Annotated in this window: 10 protein-coding genes and 1 pseudogene; 6 read left to right on the top strand and 5 right to left on the bottom strand. The window is 72.9% G+C overall.

The features are described 5' to 3' along the window. Positions 1–427 precede the first annotated feature (427 nt). Entirely contained in the window at positions 428–877 is a 450-nt protein-coding gene (locus JS756_RS26765; protein WP_205385783.1) for a PTS sugar transporter subunit IIA, read from the top strand. An 80-nt stretch (positions 878–957) separates the two neighbouring features. Continuing rightward, positions 958–2,628 carry a phosphoenolpyruvate--protein phosphotransferase gene (ptsP, locus tag JS756_RS26770; protein WP_205385784.1) on the top strand — a complete coding sequence of 557 codons (1,671 nt, stop codon included), beginning with the start codon at positions 958–960 and terminating at the stop codon, positions 2,626–2,628. Positions 2,629–2,698: 70 nt separating this feature from the next. On the opposite strand, the gene JS756_RS26775 is transcribed toward ptsP, so the two are convergent. Continuing rightward, positions 2,699–3,592, bottom strand: a complete 894-nt coding sequence (locus JS756_RS26775; protein WP_205385785.1) for a DUF8829 domain-containing protein — start codon at positions 3,590–3,592, stop codon at positions 2,699–2,701. Positions 3,593–3,938: 346 nt separating this feature from the next. Beyond that, on the bottom strand, positions 3,939–5,906 hold the full coding sequence (locus JS756_RS26780; protein ID WP_205385786.1) for an acetoacetate--CoA ligase: 1,968 nt from the start codon (positions 5,904–5,906) through the stop codon (positions 3,939–3,941). Between the two features lie 213 nt (positions 5,907–6,119). Between JS756_RS26780 and JS756_RS26785 the strand changes: the two genes are divergently transcribed. After that, the gene (locus JS756_RS26785; RefSeq protein WP_205385787.1) at positions 6,120–8,486 is read left to right on the top strand and encodes a glycoside hydrolase family 31 protein; all 2,367 of its coding nucleotides are present in this window, start codon (positions 6,120–6,122) and stop codon (positions 8,484–8,486) included. Between the two features lie 24 nt (positions 8,487–8,510). Here the strand turns inward: JS756_RS26785 and JS756_RS26790 are convergent, their stop codons facing one another. Beyond that, complete coding sequence (locus JS756_RS26790) at positions 8,511–9,047, bottom strand: NUDIX domain-containing protein (RefSeq protein WP_205385788.1); 537 nt, start codon at positions 9,045–9,047, stop codon at positions 8,511–8,513. 321 nt (positions 9,048–9,368) lie between these two features. Between JS756_RS26790 and JS756_RS26795 the strand changes: the two genes are divergently transcribed. The 3 genes from JS756_RS26795 (at position 9,369) to glpK (ending at position 13,484) form a co-directional block, all read left to right on the top strand. Continuing rightward, a complete protein-coding gene (locus tag JS756_RS26795) occupies positions 9,369–11,024 on the top strand; it encodes a GGDEF domain-containing protein (protein ID WP_205385789.1) in 1,656 nt (551 codons plus the stop codon). Positions 11,025–11,718: 694 nt separating this feature from the next. Further along, positions 11,719–11,943 carry an MIP/aquaporin family protein gene (locus JS756_RS37035; protein WP_307791090.1) on the top strand — a complete coding sequence of 75 codons (225 nt, stop codon included), beginning with the start codon at positions 11,719–11,721 and terminating at the stop codon, positions 11,941–11,943. A gap of 20 nt (positions 11,944–11,963) precedes the next feature. Continuing rightward, positions 11,964–13,484 (top strand): glycerol kinase GlpK, encoded by a 1,521-nt coding sequence (gene glpK, locus JS756_RS26805; RefSeq protein WP_205385791.1) that lies wholly within the window; start codon positions 11,964–11,966, stop codon positions 13,482–13,484. Positions 13,485–13,680: 196 nt separating this feature from the next. On the opposite strand, the gene JS756_RS26810 is transcribed toward glpK, so the two are convergent. Together JS756_RS26810 and JS756_RS26815 are read right to left on the bottom strand one after the other, a co-directional pair. Beyond that, complete coding sequence (locus tag JS756_RS26810) at positions 13,681–14,286, bottom strand: GTP-binding protein (protein ID WP_205385792.1); 606 nt, start codon at positions 14,284–14,286, stop codon at positions 13,681–13,683. Next, positions 14,267–17,885, bottom strand: a pseudogene (locus JS756_RS26815) (hydantoinase B/oxoprolinase family protein). The gene JS756_RS26810 and the pseudogene JS756_RS26815 overlap by 20 nt, the downstream one beginning before the upstream one ends. Between the last annotated feature and the right edge of the window lie 21 nt (positions 17,886–17,906).

A 17,906-nucleotide genomic window follows, 5' to 3' on the forward strand; every position in this document is an offset into this window, starting at 1 on the left:
GGTATCAACATATCTGGCGTTGACTTTTGGCACGCTGTTGAGTTCTCAAGGAACGGACGCTTCCTTCGTACTCACCCTCTCGGGCTTTCCTCCGGGCGCTTCCCTTCGGTGTCTCCGACTCTATCAGTGTTTTTCCGTCCCCCTGACCACCGTCCTGCAGGCATGCAGAAGGGGATCCCGAGTAGGATCTGACAAGTTGGGTGCTGCAGGGCGATGACGCTCGTGCGCGCCACTCCGTCCCACGCAGGAGTACGACAGTACACGCGGCCGTCGATGCGGTGCAAATCGACGAGAGGGGTGGTCTAGACCTCTATTCGGGAGCTATCGTGCGGAACCGGCACTTCCTCTGACATACGCTGCTGCGCAGTGCATCGTCGGGCACAGGCAGTGACGGCCCATCCGCATCTCCACCCCTGGGAGGCTTCCCATGACCACCGTGACGTCCCCGCTGGTCGGCCGCGCCGTCGGACTGGCCGCCGTGCCGGATCCCGTGTTCTCCGGGGCCATGGTCGGCCCGGGTACCGCCATCGACCCCGTCCGCGAGGCGTCCGAGGCCGTCGCCCCCGTCGACGGTGTGATCGTCTCTCTGCACCCGCACGCGTTCGTCGTCGTCGACGGCAACGGACGCGGGGTCCTCACCCACCTCGGCATCGACACCGTGCAGCTCAACGGCGAGGGTTTCGAGGTGCTGGTGAACAAAGGCGACACGGTGACGCGGGGGCAGAGCATCGTGCGGTGGAACCCCGCTGCCGTCGAGGCGGCCGGCAAGTCCCCGGTATGCCCCGTGGTAGCGCTCGAAGCCACCGCCGAGTCCCTCTCCGAGCTCCGTGAGGACGGTGACGTGAAGGCCGGCGACAGTCTCTTCGTCTGGAAGTGACGCCGGCGCCGTCCTTCCGGACGGCGGTCAGGACAACCACCGCGGCGGTCGTACCCGCCGCACTATCGGAGACGGGTGAGATGGACACAACGCTGCGAGGCGTCGGCGTGAGCCACGGGGTGGCGATCGGCGAGGTTCGGCACATGGGCACGGCGGTGCTGGAACCGCCTGCCAAGCAGATCCCGGCGGAAGAGGCGGAACGTGAGCAGGGGCGCGCCCGCAAGGCCGTGGAGGCTGTGGCCGCCGACCTGATGGCGCGTGGCAACCTGGCCGGGGGCGAGGCCCAGGCGGTGCTCGAGGCACAGGCCCTGATGGCCCAGGACCCGGAGCTGATGGCGGACGTGGAGCGGCGTATCGCCGTGGGCAGCACGGCGGAGCGTGGCGTCTACGACGCGTTCGCCGCCTACCGCGAGCTGCTGGCCGCGGCGGGCGAGTACCTCGCCGGCCGCGTCGCCGACCTGGACGACGTGCGGAATCGTATCGTCGCGCGACTGCTCGGGGTCCCGATGCCCGGCGTGCCGGACAGCGACCAGCCGTATGTGCTCGTGGCGAGGGATCTGGCTCCGGCCGACACCGCGCTGCTGGACCCGACGCTCGTCCTCGGTTTCGTCACGGAGGAAGGCGGGCCCACCAGCCACAGCGCGATCCTCGCTCGGGCGCTGGGTGTGCCGGCCGTGGTGGCCATGCCGGGTGCCGGTGAGCTTCCCGAGGGAACGGTGATCGCGGTGGACGGGAGCACCGGTGAGATCTTCGTGAACCCACCGGAGGTGAAGAAGGCACAGCTGCGGGCCACTGCCGCGGAGCGGAAGGCGGCGCTGGCCGCGTCGACCGGCCCCGGTGCCACCGCCGACGGGCACAAGGTACCGCTGCTGGCCAACATCGGCGGTCCTGGCGATGTGGCGGCCGCGGTGGAGGCCGGTGCGGAGGGCGTGGGGCTGTTCCGCACCGAGTTCCTCTTCCTGGACGACAACAAGAAGGCGCCGTCCGAGGAGAAGCAGGTCGAGGCCTACCGCCAGGTGCTCGAGGCGTTCCCCGAGGGCCGTGTGGTCGTCCGTGTGCTGGACGCGGGTGCGGACAAGCCGCTGGACTTCCTGACGCCGGCCGACGAGCCGAACCCCGCACTGGGCGTCCGCGGCCTGCGTACCCTGCTCGACCACCCCGAGGTCCTGCGCACCCAGCTGGCCGCGCTCGCCAGGGCCGCCGAGGGGCTGCCGGTCTACCTCGAGGTCATGGCGCCGATGGTGGCCGACCGCACGGACGCGAAGGCGTTCGCGGACGCGTGCCGAGAGGCGGGGCTGCGGGCGAAGTTCGGCGCGATGGTGGAGATCCCGTCGGCCGCGCTGCGGGCGCGTTCGATCCTGCAGGAGGTCGAGTTCCTGTCGCTGGGGACCAACGACCTCGCGCAGTACACGTTCGCGGCCGACCGTCAGGTGGGTGCGGTGTCCCGGCTTCAGGACCCATGGCAACCGGCGCTGCTGGACCTGGTCGCGCTGTCCGCCGAGTCGGCGAAGGCCGAGGGCAAGAGCTGCGGTGTCTGCGGTGAGGCCGCGTCCGACCCGCTGCTGGCGTGTGTGCTGACCGGGCTGGGCGTCACCTCTCTCTCCATGGGTGCTGCCTCCCTCCCCTATGTGCGGGCGACGCTGGCGAAGTTCACGCTCGCGCAGTGCGAGCGTGCCGCTGCCGCGGCACGCGCCGCGGACAGCGCCGACGAGGCGCGCCACGCGGTGCAGGCGGTGCTGTCCGGCGAGTAGCCGCGGTGCGGCATGGAGCCGTGGCCGGCGCCGAGGGCGTCCCACCGGAGTGTGGGGCGCCCTCGGCGTTTCAGTGCTGGTGTCCCCGTGCCGTGTCGTGCTCACCGAGGTCGGGCGGCTGGCAGTAGTCGACGCCGGATTCCGGGGAGATGAGGTCGCCGGACTCGGCGTCGGTGCAGTAGGCGTCGAAGACCTCGCCGGCGCTGAGGGGCTGGAGGGCGTCTCCGCGCAGTCGCCATCCGTAGACGCGGTCGGGACTGCCGGGTGCGCTGGTGCGCATGACGAGCCCGCCCGGGGTGCGGGCACCGAGGCCCAGTGCCAGCACGGTCGTGAATTCGAGGGCTTCGGTCCCGACCAGCCGCGTGCTGCCTCCGGTGTCCGTGTCGGCGTGGAGGACGGAGACGAGTGCGCCGGCTGGTCCCGTGACGCTGACGACGAGGTGGCGGGAACCCGGTGCGGCCGTGTCGAGGATACGGAGCAGGAGCGCCGCGGCTCGGGCGAAGGCCGCTCGGCCGAGGTCCTCTCCGCAGGTGGCGCAGGTGCCGAGCCGGGCGAGAAGGGCGGACGCGTACTCCTGGGTCCCCCTGCGGACGGCCTCGCCGACCAGTGCGGGGACCAGTTCCGTGAGGGGCTGGCCCTCGTAGGGCAGGGTGGGGCCGGTGGTGGCCAGGCGGGCGGTGAACCGGCTGCGGCTCGTTGCGGCGTCGGGGTCCAGCCCTTCGTCGGCGCAGAAGTCCACGTACTCCTGCGGATCGAAGAGGGCGACTGCGGTGTGGCCGCCCTGGGCGGCACGCGTCCTGAGGAAGGCTTCCATCTCCCGCAGGTAGGCGGTGTGGTCGTCGAAGGTGAAGCTGCGGTAGCGCAGCATGGCCCGGAAGTCGTGCTCGTCCGTGAGCAGGCCGATCGTGCCGGCCATCTCTCGGCGCAGGACACGTCGGGCCGGCCGGTGTTCGGTGTGTGCCATGTCTTCCCCCTGTGCGCGGTCGATCAATGCTCACTCACAGTAATCGGCGGGACTGACAACGGCCCGGGCGAGACGATCGGGGCCCCGGGCACCGGGAGACGGAGCAGGTCACAGCGGTGACAGCGGTGACAGCGGTGACAGCACGGAGAGTTGCAGCCGACGGGGTCCGGGCCGCCCGCCGCGGCCCTGGCTCCGTGGGGGCCGCCGCACAGGACGGCCGGCGCCGGACCGCGACGCAGGACGTGGCCGCCGGGCCGGCGGGCGTACGCGCGGATGTGGCCACGGCTGCGGCGCCGGGTCCGGCGGGTCGGGGTGTCGCCCGGCGGGGTGGCCCCGCCGGGACGGTTCACGCCCGCTTGCGGGCCAGCTCCTCGTAGAAGCGGAGCAGGCCGAGGTCGTCGACCGAGCCCGGGTTGACCGCCTTCTCCAGCGGAGTGCCCTGGAGCATCCGCTTGACGGGGACCTCGATGCGCTTGCCGGTGAGGGTGTGCGGGACTCCGGGCGCCTCGATGATCTCGTCGGGGATGTGGCGCGGCGAGAGCTGGTCGCGGATGGTCTGCTTGATGCGCTTCACGAGCGCGTCGTCGAGGACGGCACCGGGGACCAGGTGCACGAACAAGGGCATCCAGTACCCGCCGTCGGGCTGCTCGATGCCGATGACGAGGGATTCCTTGATCTCGGGAAGGCGCTCGACGGCTTCGTAGATGTCGGCCGAGCCCATGCGGACGCCCTGGCGGTTGAGGGTGGAGTCGGAACGGCCGTGGATGACGACGGATCCCCGCGCGGTGACGGTGATCCAGTCGCCGTGCCGCCACACGCCGGGATAGGTGTCGAAGTAGCTGTCGTGGTAGCGGCTGCCGTCCGGGTCGTTCCAGAAGCGGACCGGCATCGAGGGCATGGGGTTGGTGACGACGAGCTCGCCGACCTCGTCGGTCAGGGGCTCGCCGCTGGGGTCCCAGGACTGCAGGTCGGTGCCGAGGCACGGGGCCTGGAGCTCACCGAGGTACACGGGGAGGGTCGGTACGGCCCCCGCGAAGCAGGAGCACACGTCCGTGCCGCCGCTGACCGAGGCGATCCACAGGTCGTCGCGGACCTCGTCGTGCAGCCAGCGGAACCCGTCGGGCGGCAGCGGCGAGCCGGTGGTGGCCACGCACCGGATCCGCGAGAGGTCGAAGTCGCGGGAGGGGTGGACGCCCGCCTTGCGGCAGGCCATGACGTACGCGGCCGATGTGCCGTACAGGGTGGCCCCGGTGCGCTCGGCGACCCGCCACTGGGCGCCGGTGTCCGGATATCCGGGGCTGCCGTCGTAGAGGACCACCGTGGTGCCGGTCAGCAGGCCGGAGACCAGGAAGTTCCACATCATCCAGCCGGTCGAGGTGTACCAGAAGAAGCGGTCCCGGGGGCCGAGGTCGCACTGCAGCCCGAGCTGCTTGAGGTGCTCGACCAGGATCCCGCCCTGGGACTGGACGATGGCCTTGGGCAGGCCGGTCGTGCCGGAGGAGTACAGGACCCACAGCGGATGGTCGAAGGGGACCTGCTCGAAGACGGGTTCGGTCCGGGCCGAGGTGAGGTCCGCCCACTCCAGGGCTCCCTCGGGCGCTTCGGTGCCCAGGAGCGGGATGTGGACGACGGCGCGCAGGGTGGGCAGCTCGCCGCGCAGCTCGGCGACGGTGTCCCGGCGGTCGTGCTCCTTGCCGCCGTAGCGGTAGCCGTCGACGGTGAACAGGACCACCGGTTCGACCTGCTGGAAGCGGTCGAGGACGCTGCGGGCGCCGAAGTCGGGGGCGCAGGAGGTCCACACGGCACCCACGGCTGCCGTGGCGAGCAGGGCGACGACGGCCTGCGGGATGTTCGGGAGGTAGCCGCCGACCCGGTCCTGGGGTCGTACGCCGAGAGCGCGCAGCTCGGCGGCGAGGGAGCCGACCTGGTGGCGCAGCTCGGACCAGGTCACCGGGCGTGGTTCGTGGCTCTCGTCGACGTACAGGAGTGCCGGTTCGTCCCCGCGGGTGGCGGCGGCCCGCAGGGCGTGCTCGGCGTAGTTCAGGGTGCCACCCGGGAACCACTGTGCTCCGGGCATGGTGCGGTCGCCCAGCACGCGCGTGCAGGGGGTGGAGAACCGTACGTCGAACCACTCGGTGACGGCCTTCCAGAAGGTTTCCAGGTGGTCGACGGACCAGCGGTGCAGCGCCGGGTACCCGCCGTCGGCGGGGGCGCCGTGGTGCTCGGCGGCCCAGGCCTGGAACCTGGTGACCTGTGCCTCGGCGATGAGGTCGGGGTCGGGCTCCCAAAGCGGCTGGGGGTTCACGGTCGACATGGGGCGGCTCCCGGACTGTGCGCGTCGTGTGCGTCCTCCGCGCACGGGCAGGGGTGTGCGCGTGACGCGGCTGACAGGGACGATGCCATGTGATCGACTCCTGCACCAGGGTGTCCCACACACAGTCCGGGTCGTGGCGATGTGGTCGTCGCATGGATGAACGGCAGTTGAACGGCACGCCCGCGCGGGCCTGTCAGTGGCAGGGTGAGCAGCATGAACGGTCGTGACCTGGTGCGTTCGGTGAAGTCGGTGGGTTCTGTGGGTGCTGCACAGAGGTTGCGGACCGTGCGGGCGGCGTGGCGCAGGTGGCGCGCCGATGCCAGTGGGCTGCCGAGCCGGGGGGCCGAGCGGGCCCGGGTGCCCGGTGTGGTGCAGGAGGCGGAACCGGGTCCGGGGGGCGGTGTCCTCCGGTTCAGCCGCTCGGAGCTGCGGATCCACGTCGCGGTGAACGGTGCCGTCTTCTGGGGCTGGGACGGCGCCGACCCGGAGCCCTCGTACGCGCTGGCGGGCCGCTGCCCGGAGCCGGACCCCCGTGCGGTGCTGGAGCCGGACAAGGACGGCGGCTGGCGGGTCGTGGCGGAGCGGGTGACGGTGGCCGTGTCGCGGCACGGCCTGGTCGAGGTGCGCACGCCCGGTGGGGTGACCCTGCGGCGTGACCTGCCACCGCGCTGGTGGGAGCCGGTGGACGGCGGTCCGGCGCGCTGGATGCAGCGGTCGGAGGTGGCCGCGGACGCGCGGTTCTTCGGCCTCGGCGGGCGGGCGGCGGGGCCGCGCCTGCGCGACGGGCGGTACCGGCTGTGGAACACCGACCCCGGCCGGGCCTTCTCCCCCGCCGACGACCCCCTGTACATCACCATGCCGGTACAGATGGTGGTCGCCGACGCGGCGACGCACCTCGTCTTCCACGACACCTCGTGGGACGGCACGGTGGCGTTGCGGGAGGGCGAGGAGGGAGCCGGCTCGGGGCACGACCGGGCCGGGTCGTGCGATCTGCGGATGGAGGGCGGTCCGCTGCGCTGCTGGGTGATGGTGGGGACCCCGGCGCGCGTGCTGCTCATGTGGGCCTCGCTCACCGGTGCGCCTGCCCGCCCCCCGGCCTGGGCGCTCGGGCATCATCACGCACGCTGGGGCTTCGGCAGCGAGCGGGAGGTGCGGCGCGTCGTCGCCGGGTACCGCGAGCACGGCCTGCCGCTCGACGCGGTCCACCTGGACATCGACCATTTCGACGAGCACCAGGTCTTCACCGTCGACGAGGAACGATTCCCCAAGCTTTCGGGGCTCGCCGACGAACTGCGCCGGGACGGCATCCGGCTGGTGTCGATCGTCGACCCGGCGGTCAAGGCCGCGCCCGGCAACGCCGTGTACGACTCGGGCGCCGCCCTGGACGCCTTCGTGCGGGACGCCTCGGGGCGGGTCGTGGAGGGGGTGGTGTGGCCCGGGGCGTCGGTGTACCCGGACTTCACGTACGCGCGCGTGCGCAAGTGGTGGGGTGGGCTGTACGCGGAGCGGCTGGCGCAGGGGTTCTCCGGCTTCTGGCACGACATGAACGAACCCGTGTCGTTCGCCGCGTTCGGCGAGACGACACTGCCGCGGTCGGCCCGGCATGCCCTGGAGGGACGGGGCGGCGATCACCGGGAGGCGCACAACGTGTACGCGTTGTGCATGGCCAGGGCAGCCTACGAGGGCATGCGGGAGCTGGTTCCCCATGAGCGCCCGTTCCTCTTCTCACGGTCCGGGTGGGCGGGCATGCAGCGCTACGGCGGCACCTGGTCCGGGGACGTCGCCACGGGCTGGCCGGGGCTGCGGGCGTCGCTGGCGCTGGTGCTCGGTCTGGGGCTGTGCGGGGTGCCGTACTCGGGCCCGGACGTGGGGGGCTTCGACGGCAGCCCGTCGCCGGAGCTGTTTCTGCGGTGGTTCCAGCTCGGGGCGTACCTGCCGTTGTTCCGCACCCACGCGAGTCTGTGGGCCGGGCGCAGGGAGCCGTGGGAGTTCGGGGCGGAGGTGCTGGGGCACGCGCGCGTGGCGCTTGCCGAGCGGCGACGGCTGCTGCCGTATTTCGTGACCCTGGCGTATCTGGCGCGGCGGACCGGGGCGCCCTATGTGCGGCCGGTCTGGTGGGGTGAGCCGGAGGATCGCGCGCTGCGCGACTGCGGGGACGCCTTCCTGCTGGGTGACGCGTTCCTGGTGGCTCCGGTGCTGGACCCGGGCGCGGACCGTCGGGCACTGCAACTGCCCAGGGGCCGCTGGTACGACACGGAGACGGGGCGGGCCTACGAGGGGCCCGGGCAGGTTCTCGTGGAGGCGCCTCTGGCGCGGATCCCGGTCCTCGCGCGCGCCGGTGCCGTGGTTCCGGTGCACGGGGCCGACGGCGGGTTGGAGCTGGAGGTGTGGGCGCCGGCCCGAGGGCGGACAGGGGTCGGGCTGGTCGTGCCGGACGAGGGCGACGGCTGGGAGGAGCCGGAGATCGAGCGCTATGTCACCCGATGGGAGGGACGGCGCCTGGTCGTCGAGCAGGAGGGCGAGGACGGCCCTCGGGAGCCCGTCCGCCCGGTGCGGGTGCGCGGCACCGCCGAGGAGTGAGACGCCTGCCGGGCCGGTGGGGGCTCAGACGTAACGGCCTTCGAACCAGGCCCGGACGGCGAGCGTGTGCAGCGGGAAGGCGAGCTCCGACGGTCTGCGCAGGAGGTGCCAGCCCTCCGTCTCCTCGGTGGCCGAGGAGACCGGCAGCGCGGCGGCGGGACGCTCGGGCAGGAGACCGAACAGCAGGAGATGGCCGTCGGGTGAGCTCATGGCGTCGGCGAGGCGGACGTCCTGGGCGGCGGCTTCGATGCCCGTCTCCTCCTGCAGCTCGCGGGCGACGGCCTGCCGCCAGTCCTCGCGGTCGTCGACGTAACCGCCCGGCAGGGCGACGCCTCCGCGCGCGGGAGCGATGGTCCGGGTGATGACGACCAGAGCCGTGCCCCGGGTGTCGTACGCGGGCTGGAGGGCGACCGCGACCGGCAGCGGATTGCGGTAGGCGACGGTCCCGCAGGCGGGGCAGGCGCGGGGCCAGCCGGTGACGCCGTCTCCGAAGGGCGAGCCGCAGCTCGAACAGTGGGAGTCCGGGCCGGTGTCGGGCGCGGAGTGGTGGGTTTCGGACACGTCGCGGACTGTATCCGATCGTGGAGAGGGCGTCCCGCTCGGAAAGTCCGGTGGTCGGCGGCGGGCGACGCGCCGGACACGGTGGGGGAGGGTGTCGTGCGGGCTCGCGGCGGCGGCGGTCGGGCGCGCTGTGCGTCCGCGGGGAACGGGTACGGGCCCACGGACCGGGGCGTACGCCGGCCCGCTCGGCGCGCGCCGGATCGACGGCGTGCGGCGTGGGAGCCGACCACACATCCGTACGCTGTGTGATCGCCCCGGAATCCTGCGTGAACGTCTCGTGAACTGGGCCTGGGCGCACGCGGGCGGCGACATCATGCTGCCGTGCACTCCTGGACGGACACTCTCCGCTTCGCCTTCCAGCCCGTGGTCAACCTGACCACCCAAGGGGTCGCAGGGCTGGAGATACTCGCCCGCCCGGAGACCGGTGACATCCTGGCCGAGGCCCGGCGCGATCCCGAGCTCGACGCCCGGCTCGCGGTGCTGGCGGTCCGCACGGCGCTGCGCCAGGAGACGCTGCTTCCACTGCACGTCAACGTCTTCGCCGCCACCCTGGCCGACCTCGGCGGGCTCGCCCCGCTGTACGACGTGGTGCGCGGGGCCGGACGGCTGCCGTGGGAGGTGACCGTCGACGTCGGGCCGCCGTACACCCACGTGCCGCAGACGGCTCTGCTGGAGGCGACGGGTGTTCTGCGCGGCCAGGGCTTCAGGATCAGCGCGGACGGCGTCGGTGACGGGGACGTGCCCCTGCGCCTGCTCACGGACCTCGCACCGGACCTGGTGAAGCTCGACGCGTCGCTGCTGGCCCGGCCGGCGGCGGTGCGGGCGATGCGGGCCCTGTGCGAGGAACTCGGTGCGCTCCTGGCCGTCGAGGGCGTGGAGACCGAGCTGCAGTGCTCGGCCGCACTGGCCGCGGGAGCACAGCTGGCCCAGGGCGATCTGTTCGCGCCGCCCGCGCGGCTGCCCGCAGCGGACGTGTACGTTCCGCCGCGGACGGCCGGATGTGCGGCGCGCCCCAGATCGGGGCCGTCCATCAGGGAGTTCGTACGGCCCGCCGCTCTGCTGCCCGTGACCGCGTCGGCGGGGCAGGTGCGGGCGCTGCTGACGGGCGCCGAGGACGTGTCCGGCGTGCTGCTCGTCGACCGGGCCGGGGTTCCCGTCAGGTCCGTGCACCGCTCCCGCTTCCTGCTGTCGATGTCGGGCCGTTACGGGCATGCCCTGTACGCCGACCGGCCGGCGGCGAAACTGGGCGACGCACCGCGGACGGTGGGGGTCGACGCCACCGCGTGGGAGGTGCTGGACGTGGTCGCGGTGGGCGGGCGGAACCGTACCTCCGACGATGTCGCCGTCGTGGACCACCACGGGCGGTGTGTGGGTGTCGTGCGGCTGGCCGACCTCGTCCGTGCTCTGGCGGAGAGCCGGGTGGAGGAGGCGGCCGGGCTCAACCCGCTGACCCGCCTGCCGGGTTCGGACGCGATCACCGGCGAGGTGGACCGGCGGATCGCGGACGGCCGGGCCTTCGCGCTGAGCTGGCTGGACGTCGACCACTTCAAACAGGTCAACGACGGAGCCGGATTCGCGGCGGGCGACGAGCTGATCCGTTCGGTGGGGCGGGCGTTGCAGCGCGCCGCGTCCGGCACGGCGCGCGTGGGGCACATCGGAGGGGACGACTTCCTGGTGCTCACGGATCCGGAGGGTCTCGGTGCGCTGGCATCCGCCGTGCTGGATGTGTTCTGGACGGCGGGCGGCCGTCCGGTCACCTTGTCGCTGGCGACCGTTCTGTGCGTCCCGGGGACGGTGTCGGACCACCGGCAGGCGGCGGCCGGGCTGGCGCCCCTGAAGAAAGCCGCGAAGGCGCTGCGCGGGGCGAGTTGGGTGCTGGGGCGGGCGGGTCTGCCCGGGCACGAGGTCCTGCGCGGCGAGGACGTGCGCGGCGGAGAGCCGCCGCTGCGGGCGGCGGCGGAGCCGGGCGCGGACTGACGGGCGCGGGCCGACGGGTGCGGGCAGGCGGGCGCGGGCCCACGTGCACGCTGCCGACGGGTGCGGGCAGGCGGGCGCGGGCCCACGTGCACGCTGCCGACGGGTGCGGGCAGGCGGGCGCGGGACGAGGTCGGCGCCCGGCGAGAGGCGTCGACCGGTGCCCGGCACGGAAGGGTCCGGGCCGCTCGCAGGGCACGGACAGGCCCGGACCGGCCGGGGCCGGTGCGGGAGGGGCGCCGGCGGTCCCTGCGCGCGGGCGCCGGCGGGTGTCCTGCCGCAACCCGCCTCCGGTGCCGCGTCAGGCGCTTCACTCAGCGCCGGCGGGCGACCCGGGGTCCGGTGCGATCCCCCGCAGGCGGTGGCCAACTCCGTCCCTGCCAGCGGCTGTTCACCGGAGGAGGATGCCGGCCACCGCGGTCGGCGTCCTTGACGTCCCCGGGGCGCCGGTGAACACTTCCCGGTGTCGGTCGACATCGCCGCACATTCTCGGCGTATCCAGGCACTGCGCCGTACGGGCCGCCTGCGCCACGGCCCTCTGTTCCCGGGGCGGTTCGGCTGTCACGGCAGCTTGTCACGGATGCCGAGCGGGGCGCGGGCCCTTGCCGCCCCTGCGTGCGCCACACCGCGGGAGTCATGGAAACGCACCCTGCAGGAGCACCGGGGACGACCGCCCCGGGCCGGCCCAGGAGCCGCCATGAGCAACAAAGACATCGTCGTCGGCGAGACCATCGGTACAGCGATCCTGACCCTCTTCGGCGCGGGCGTCTGCCCGGCCCGCGACCTGGGCCCGCGCCTCGTGCACACGTTCCCGCCGATCCCGAACAAGGGCCCCTCCGGCTGGGGTCACGCCTGGACCCCGGTGGTGGGGCCGCCCGCCGGGGGGACACCCGCGGGCCTCCTCTCCGACGCAGCCTTCTGAACCGAGCCCAAGGGGCAGCCATGACGGACCACTCCGAGAAGTACGTTGCCGCAATCGACCAGGGCACCACCTCCAGTCGCTGCATCATCTTCGGCCACGACGGCGCGATCGTCGCCGTCGACCAGCGCGAGCACCGGCAGATCTTCCCCAAGCCCGGTTGGGTGGAGCACGACGCCGCGGAGATCTGGTCCAAGGTGCAGGCGGTGGTCGCCGGGGCACTGGCGAAGGCCGGGCTGCGGGCCGACCGGCTGAGCGCGCTCGGCATCACCAACCAGCGCGAGACGACGGTCCTGTGGGACCGCGCCACCGGAAAGCCGGTGCACAACGCCATCGTCTGGCAGGACACCCGGACGGCCGCCCTGTGCAACCGGCTGGCCGGCACGGACGGACAGGACCGGTTCCGCGGGCAGACCGGTCTGCCGCTGGCCACGTACTTCGCCGGCCCCAAGGTGGCCTGGCTGCTCGACAACGTGCCGGGGCTGCGGGCTCGCGCCGCGCGCGGCGAGATCGCCTTCGGCACCGTCGACTCCTGGCTGATCTGGAACCTCACGGGCGGCCCCGACGGCGGCCGGCACGTCACCGACGTCACCAACGCCGGCCGGACCATGCTGATGAACCTGGAGACCCTCCAGTGGGACGCCTCCCTCCTCGCGGCGATGGACGTGCCCGAGGCCGTACTGCCGGAGATCCGGTCGTCGTCCGAGGTGTACGGCACCGCGGTCGGGCAGTTGGCGGGGGTGCCGGTGGCCTCCGCGCTGGGCGACCAGCAGGCCGCCGTGTTCGGCCAGGCGTGCTACGACGTCGGGACGGCGAAGAACACCTACGGCACCGGGAGCTTCCTGCTGCTCAACACGGGCGACCGGCCGGTGGCGTCGAAGAGCGGACTGCTGACCACGATGGGCTACAAGATCGGCGACGAGGCGCCGGTGTACTGCCTGGAGGGCTCGATCGCGATAACGGGGGCCCTGGTGCAGTGGTTCCGCGACCAACTCGGCATCATCCGAACGGCCGACGAGATCGAGGCCCTGGCGGGGAGCGTGGAGGACCACGGCGGCGCGTACATCGTGCCCGCGTTCTCGGGCCTGTTCGCGCCGTACTGGCGCTCCGATGCGCGCGGCGTCGTCACCGGGCTGACCCGGTTCGTGACGAAGGCCCACCTCGCACGGGCCGTGCTGGAGGCGACGAGCTGGCAGACGCGTGAGGTGGTGGACGCCATGTACCAGGACTCCGGTGTGCGGATCACGTCCCTGAAGGTCGACGGCGGGATGACGGGGAACAACCTGCTCATGCAGCACCAGGCGGACGTGCTCGACGTGCCGGTGGTCCGGCCCCGGGTCGCCGAGACCACCTGCCTGGGTGCCGCCTACGCCGCCGGGCTGGCCACCGGGGTGTGGAGCGACCTCGACGAGCTCAAGACACACTGGCAGCAGGACGCCGAGTGGACGCCGTCCATGACGGCGGCGGTGCGCGACCGCGAGTACCGCAACTGGCGCAAGGCCGTGGAGAGGAGCTTCGGCTGGGCGGAGGAGGAAGGGGCGTAGGCACACACGCGTGGACCGGGCGGCGCGGCCGCCCGTCCGTCCGTGCGGCCTCCGGGCCCCGGCACGCGCCCGGATCGGGTACCCCGCGGGCTGCGGCCCGCACCCCGGGCGCCGGGGGACGGGCCGCGGGCGCGGTCGGGTCGCCCGGCACCGGTGCTCTGCCGGGGTGGTGCCCACGGGCCGGCGCGCGGGTGAGTCACCCGGTGACGACCTCGCGGCGGTCCGGGGCGGAGGCCATCGCGTGCTCGACGACACCGACGAGGACGTCCCGGACCGACACGCGCTCGCGTGCGTCGCACAGGAGCAGCGGCACGTCGTCGTCGAGGTCGAGCGCCCTGCGCACGTCCTCCGCCGGGTGGCGCGGGGCGCCCTCGAAGCAGTTGACGCCGACGACGAAGGGGATGCCGCGCCGTTCGAAGTAGTCGACGGCGGCGAAGCAGTCCTCCAGGCGGCGGGTGTCGGCGAGGACGACGGCGCCCAGGGCGCCCTCGGACAGTTCGTCCCACATGAACCAGAAGCGTTCCTGGCCGGGTGTGCCGAAGAGGTACAGCACGAGGTCGTCGCGCAGGGTGATCCGGCCGAAGTCCATCGCCACAGTGGTGGTGTGCTTCGCCTCCACGCCCTGCGTGTCGTCGACGGGGCGCCCGGCCTCGGTGAGCATCTCCTCGGTGCGCAGGGGCCGGATCTCGCTGACCGCTCCGACGAGGGTGGTCTTGCCGACGCCGAAGCCGCCCGCCACGAGGATCTTGAGCGTGACGGGCTCGACCGGGGGCTTGCCACGCTCAGAACGCCCGAAGATCATCGGTTTCTTCTCCTGCTCGATGGGGGGTCGGCCGGCGGCGGGCCGAAGCCTCCGCCGCCGGGGGTCTCGATGACGAGCACGTCGCCGGGTGCGACCTCGGCGGCGTCACTGCCGCCGAGCCGGGTCACCGTGCCGTCGGCGCGCTCCACGCGGTTGGCGCCCAGGGCACCGGGCTCGCCGCCCGCCATGCCGTACGGGGGCACGCGACGGTGCTGGGACAGCGTGGAGACGGTCATGGGCTCCTGGAAGCGGATCCGGCGCACCGCGCCGTCGCCGCCGCGCCACCGCCCCGCGCCGCCGCTGCCGCGGCGCACCGAGAACTCCTCCAGGAGGACGGGCAGCCGCCACTCCAGGACCTCGGGATCGGTGAGCCGCGAGTTGGTCATGTGGGTCTGCACCACGCTCGCGCCGGGGAAACCGGCACCGGCACCGGAGCCGGAGGCAACGGTCTCGTAGTACTGGTGGCGGTCGTTGCCGAAGGTGACGTTGTTCATCGTTCCGGAGCCCTCGGCCTGGACACCGAGGGCCGCGTAGAGCGCGCCGGTGATCGCCTGGGAGGTCTCCACGTTCCCGGCGACGACGGCGGCGGGGGGCTGCGGCGCGAGCATGCACCCGGTCGGCACGACGATCCGCAGGGGTCGCAGGCAGCCGTCGTTGAGGGGGATGTCGTCGGCGACCAGGGTGCGGAAGACGTACAGGACCGCTGCGACGACCACGGAGAGGGGGGCGTTGAAGTTGGTGTCCTGCTGCGGCGACGTTCCGGTGAAGTCGACGGTCGCGGAGCGTTCCTCGCGGTGCACGCGCACGCGGACCCGGATGACCGCGCCGGCGTCGGTCTCATAGGCGTACTCGCCGTCGTCCAGGGCGTCGATCACGCGCCGGACGGCCTCCTCGGCGTTGTCCTGGACGTGCCGCATGTACGCCTGCACCACGTCGAGGCCGAATTCGCCGATCATGCGGCCGACCTCCTCGACGCCCTTGTGGTTGGCGGCGATCTGGGCGCGGAGGTCGGCGAGGTTCGTCGCCGGGTTGCGTGACGGGTGCGGCGCCTCGGTGAGCAGCCGGAGGGTCTCCTCCTCGCGGAAGCGGCCGCCTTCGGCGAGCAGCCAGTTGTCGAAGAGGACGCCCTCCTCCTCGATGGTGCGGCTGTCCGCGGGCATGGAGCCGGGGGCGATGCCGCCGATCTCGGCGTGGTGGCCGCGGGACGCGACGTGGAAGAGGATCTCGTCACCGTTCGTGTCGAACACAGGTGTGATGACGGTGACGTCCGGCAGGTGGGTGCCGCCGTGGTAGGGGTCGTTGACCGCGTAGGTGTCGCCGGGGCGCATGGCCTGGCCGCGGCGCCGCACGACCTCCTTGACGCTGGTGCCCATCGATCCCAGGTGCACGGGGATGTGCGGGGCGTTGGCCACCAGGTTCCCGTCCGGATCGAACAGGGCGCAGGAGAAGTCCAGGCGCTCCTTGATGTTGACGGACTGGGCCGTGGACTCCAGCCGGGCGCCCATCTGCTCGGCGATGGACATGAAGAGGTTGTTGAACACCTCCAGCAGGACGGGATCGGCCTGCGTGTCGAGACCGGAACTCTGCGTGACCGTCACGCGTTCCATGACCAGATGGCCGCCGTCGCTCGCCGCGGCCCGCCAGCCGTCGTCGACGACGGTGGTGGCGCTGGACTCGGTGATGATCGCGGGACCGGTGACGACGTGGCCGGGGGGCAGGTGCTCCCGGCGGTGCAGGGGGACGTCACGCCAGGCGCCGCCGGTGTGGAGGCGGACGGTCTCCGCCGGGGCGGTGCCGCCCTCGTACGGGGCGAGGGCGGAGAGATCGGGGGGGTCGGTGAGGCCGGTGGCTTCGACGGAGAGGGCTTCGACGACGATCGGGCGGTCGAGGGTGAAGGAGTATGTGGCGCGATGACGCTCGGTGAAGGCGCCCTGCATCGCGGCGGGTTCGGTCAGTTCGACGGTGAGGGTGGTGTCGGTGCCGTCGTAGCGCAGTTGCGCACGCCGGGCGACGCGGATGCGGTCCGCGGGCACGTCCTCGGCCAGGAGCTCGGCGCGGGCCGCCGCCTCCAGGTCGTCCGCCGTCGCGAGGACGCCGGGCATGGCGGCGGCTTCCAGAGGCGCTTCCACGGACTGCTCCCTCATCGCGGTGGTGTCGGCGAGCCCGATGCCCAGCGCGGAGAGGACGCCTGCCATGGGCGGCACGAGCACGGTGCGGATGCCGAGGGAGTCCGCGACCATGCAGGCGTGCTGGCCGCCCGCGCCGCCGAACGTGGTGAGGGCGTAGCGGGTGACGTCGTGGCCCTTCTGCACGGAGATCCGCTTGACGGCGTTCGCGATGTTGGCGACGGCGATCTGCAGGTATCCCTCGGCGACCTGTTCGGGTGTGCGGTCGTCGCCGGTGCGGGTGCGGATCTCGTGGGCCAGGGCCGTGAAGCGCTCCCGCACGACGGTGTCGTCGAGCGGCTCGGCTCCGTCGGGCCCGAACACCTCGGGGAAGTGGGCGGGCTGGATACGGCCGAGCATCACATTGGCGTCGGTGACCGCGAGCGGTCCCCCGGCGCGGTAGCAGGCGGGGCCCGGGTCGGCGCCCGCCGAGTCGGGCCCCACGCGGTAGCGGGAGCCGTCGAAGTGGAGGACCGAGCCGCCGCCGGCGGCGACGGTGTCGATGTCCAGCATGGGTGCCCGCAGCCGCACACCCGCGATCCGGGTGGTGAAGACGCGTTCGTAGGCGCCGGCGAAGTGGGAGACGTCGGTGGAGGTGCCGCCCATGTCGAAGCCGATGACGCGGTCGTGACCGGCCAGCTGGGACATACGGGCCATGCCGACGATGCCGCCCGCCGGCCCGGACAGGACGGCGTCCTTGCCGCGGAACTGGCCGGCCTCGGCCAGGCCTCCGTTGGACTGCATGAACATCAGCCGGACGCCCTGGAGGGCGTCGGCGACCTGCCCCACGTAGCGGCGCAGCACCGGCGACAGATAGGCGTCGACCACGGCGGTGTCCCCGCGCGGGACCAGTTTCATCAGCGGGCTGACCTCGCTGGACAGCGAGATCTGGGGAAAACCGATGCGGGCGGCCAGGCGCCCCACGGCCTGCTCGTGGGCGGGGTGGAGATGGCTGTGCATGCAGACCACCGCGACGGCGCGGATCCCGTCGTCGTACGCCTCCTGCAGGGGGCCCGCGAGGGCGGCCGGGTCGGGGGCGCGCAGGACGGTGCCGTCGGCGGTGATGCGCTCGTCGACCTCGACGACCCGTTCGTAGAGCAGTTCCGGCAGCTGGATGCGGCGGTCGAAGATACGGGGTCTGTTCTGGTAGGCGATGCGCAGGGCGTCGCGAAAGCCGCGGGTGACGACCAGCAGGGTGCGCTCCCCCGTCCGCTCCAGGAGGGCGTTGGTGGCGACGGTCGTCCCCATGCGGACGGACTCCACCGGGTCCGGGGAGTCCGCCCGCAGCGCACGCACGCCGGCGACCGCCGCGTCGGCGTACCGCGCGGGGTTGTCCGACAGCAGCTTGTGCGTCAGCAGACGTCCGTCCGGACGCCGCGCCACGATGTCGGTGAACGTGCCGCCCCGGTCGACCCAGAACTGCCAGCCGGTCATCACCTCACCCCGCTTCCACGC

The sequence above is a fragment of the Streptomyces actuosus genome (assembly GCF_016921115.1).
Lineage (GTDB): Bacteria > Actinomycetota > Actinomycetes > Streptomycetales > Streptomycetaceae > Streptomyces > Streptomyces actuosus_A.

Excerpts from the sequence above, each read along its gene's own strand:
- JS756_RS26780 (WP_205385786.1), bottom strand. The coding sequence starts at position 5,906 with ATGTCGACCGTGAACCCCCAGCCGCTTTGGGAGCCCGACCCCGACCTC.
- JS756_RS37035 (WP_307791090.1), top strand. The coding sequence starts at position 11,719 with ATGAGCAACAAAGACATCGTCGTCGGCGAGACCATCGGTACAGCGATC.
- JS756_RS26775 (WP_205385785.1), bottom strand. The coding sequence starts at position 3,592 with ATGGCACACACCGAACACCGGCCGGCCCGACGTGTCCTGCGCCGAGAG.
- JS756_RS26765 (WP_205385783.1), top strand. The coding sequence starts at position 428 with ATGACCACCGTGACGTCCCCGCTGGTCGGCCGCGCCGTCGGACTGGCC.
- JS756_RS26810 (WP_205385792.1), bottom strand. The coding sequence starts at position 14,286 with ATGATCTTCGGGCGTTCTGAGCGTGGCAAGCCCCCGGTCGAGCCCGTC.
- glpK (WP_205385791.1), top strand. The coding sequence starts at position 11,964 with ATGACGGACCACTCCGAGAAGTACGTTGCCGCAATCGACCAGGGCACC.
- JS756_RS26785 (WP_205385787.1), top strand. The coding sequence starts at position 6,120 with ATGAACGGTCGTGACCTGGTGCGTTCGGTGAAGTCGGTGGGTTCTGTG.
- ptsP (WP_205385784.1), top strand. The coding sequence starts at position 958 with ATGGACACAACGCTGCGAGGCGTCGGCGTGAGCCACGGGGTGGCGATC.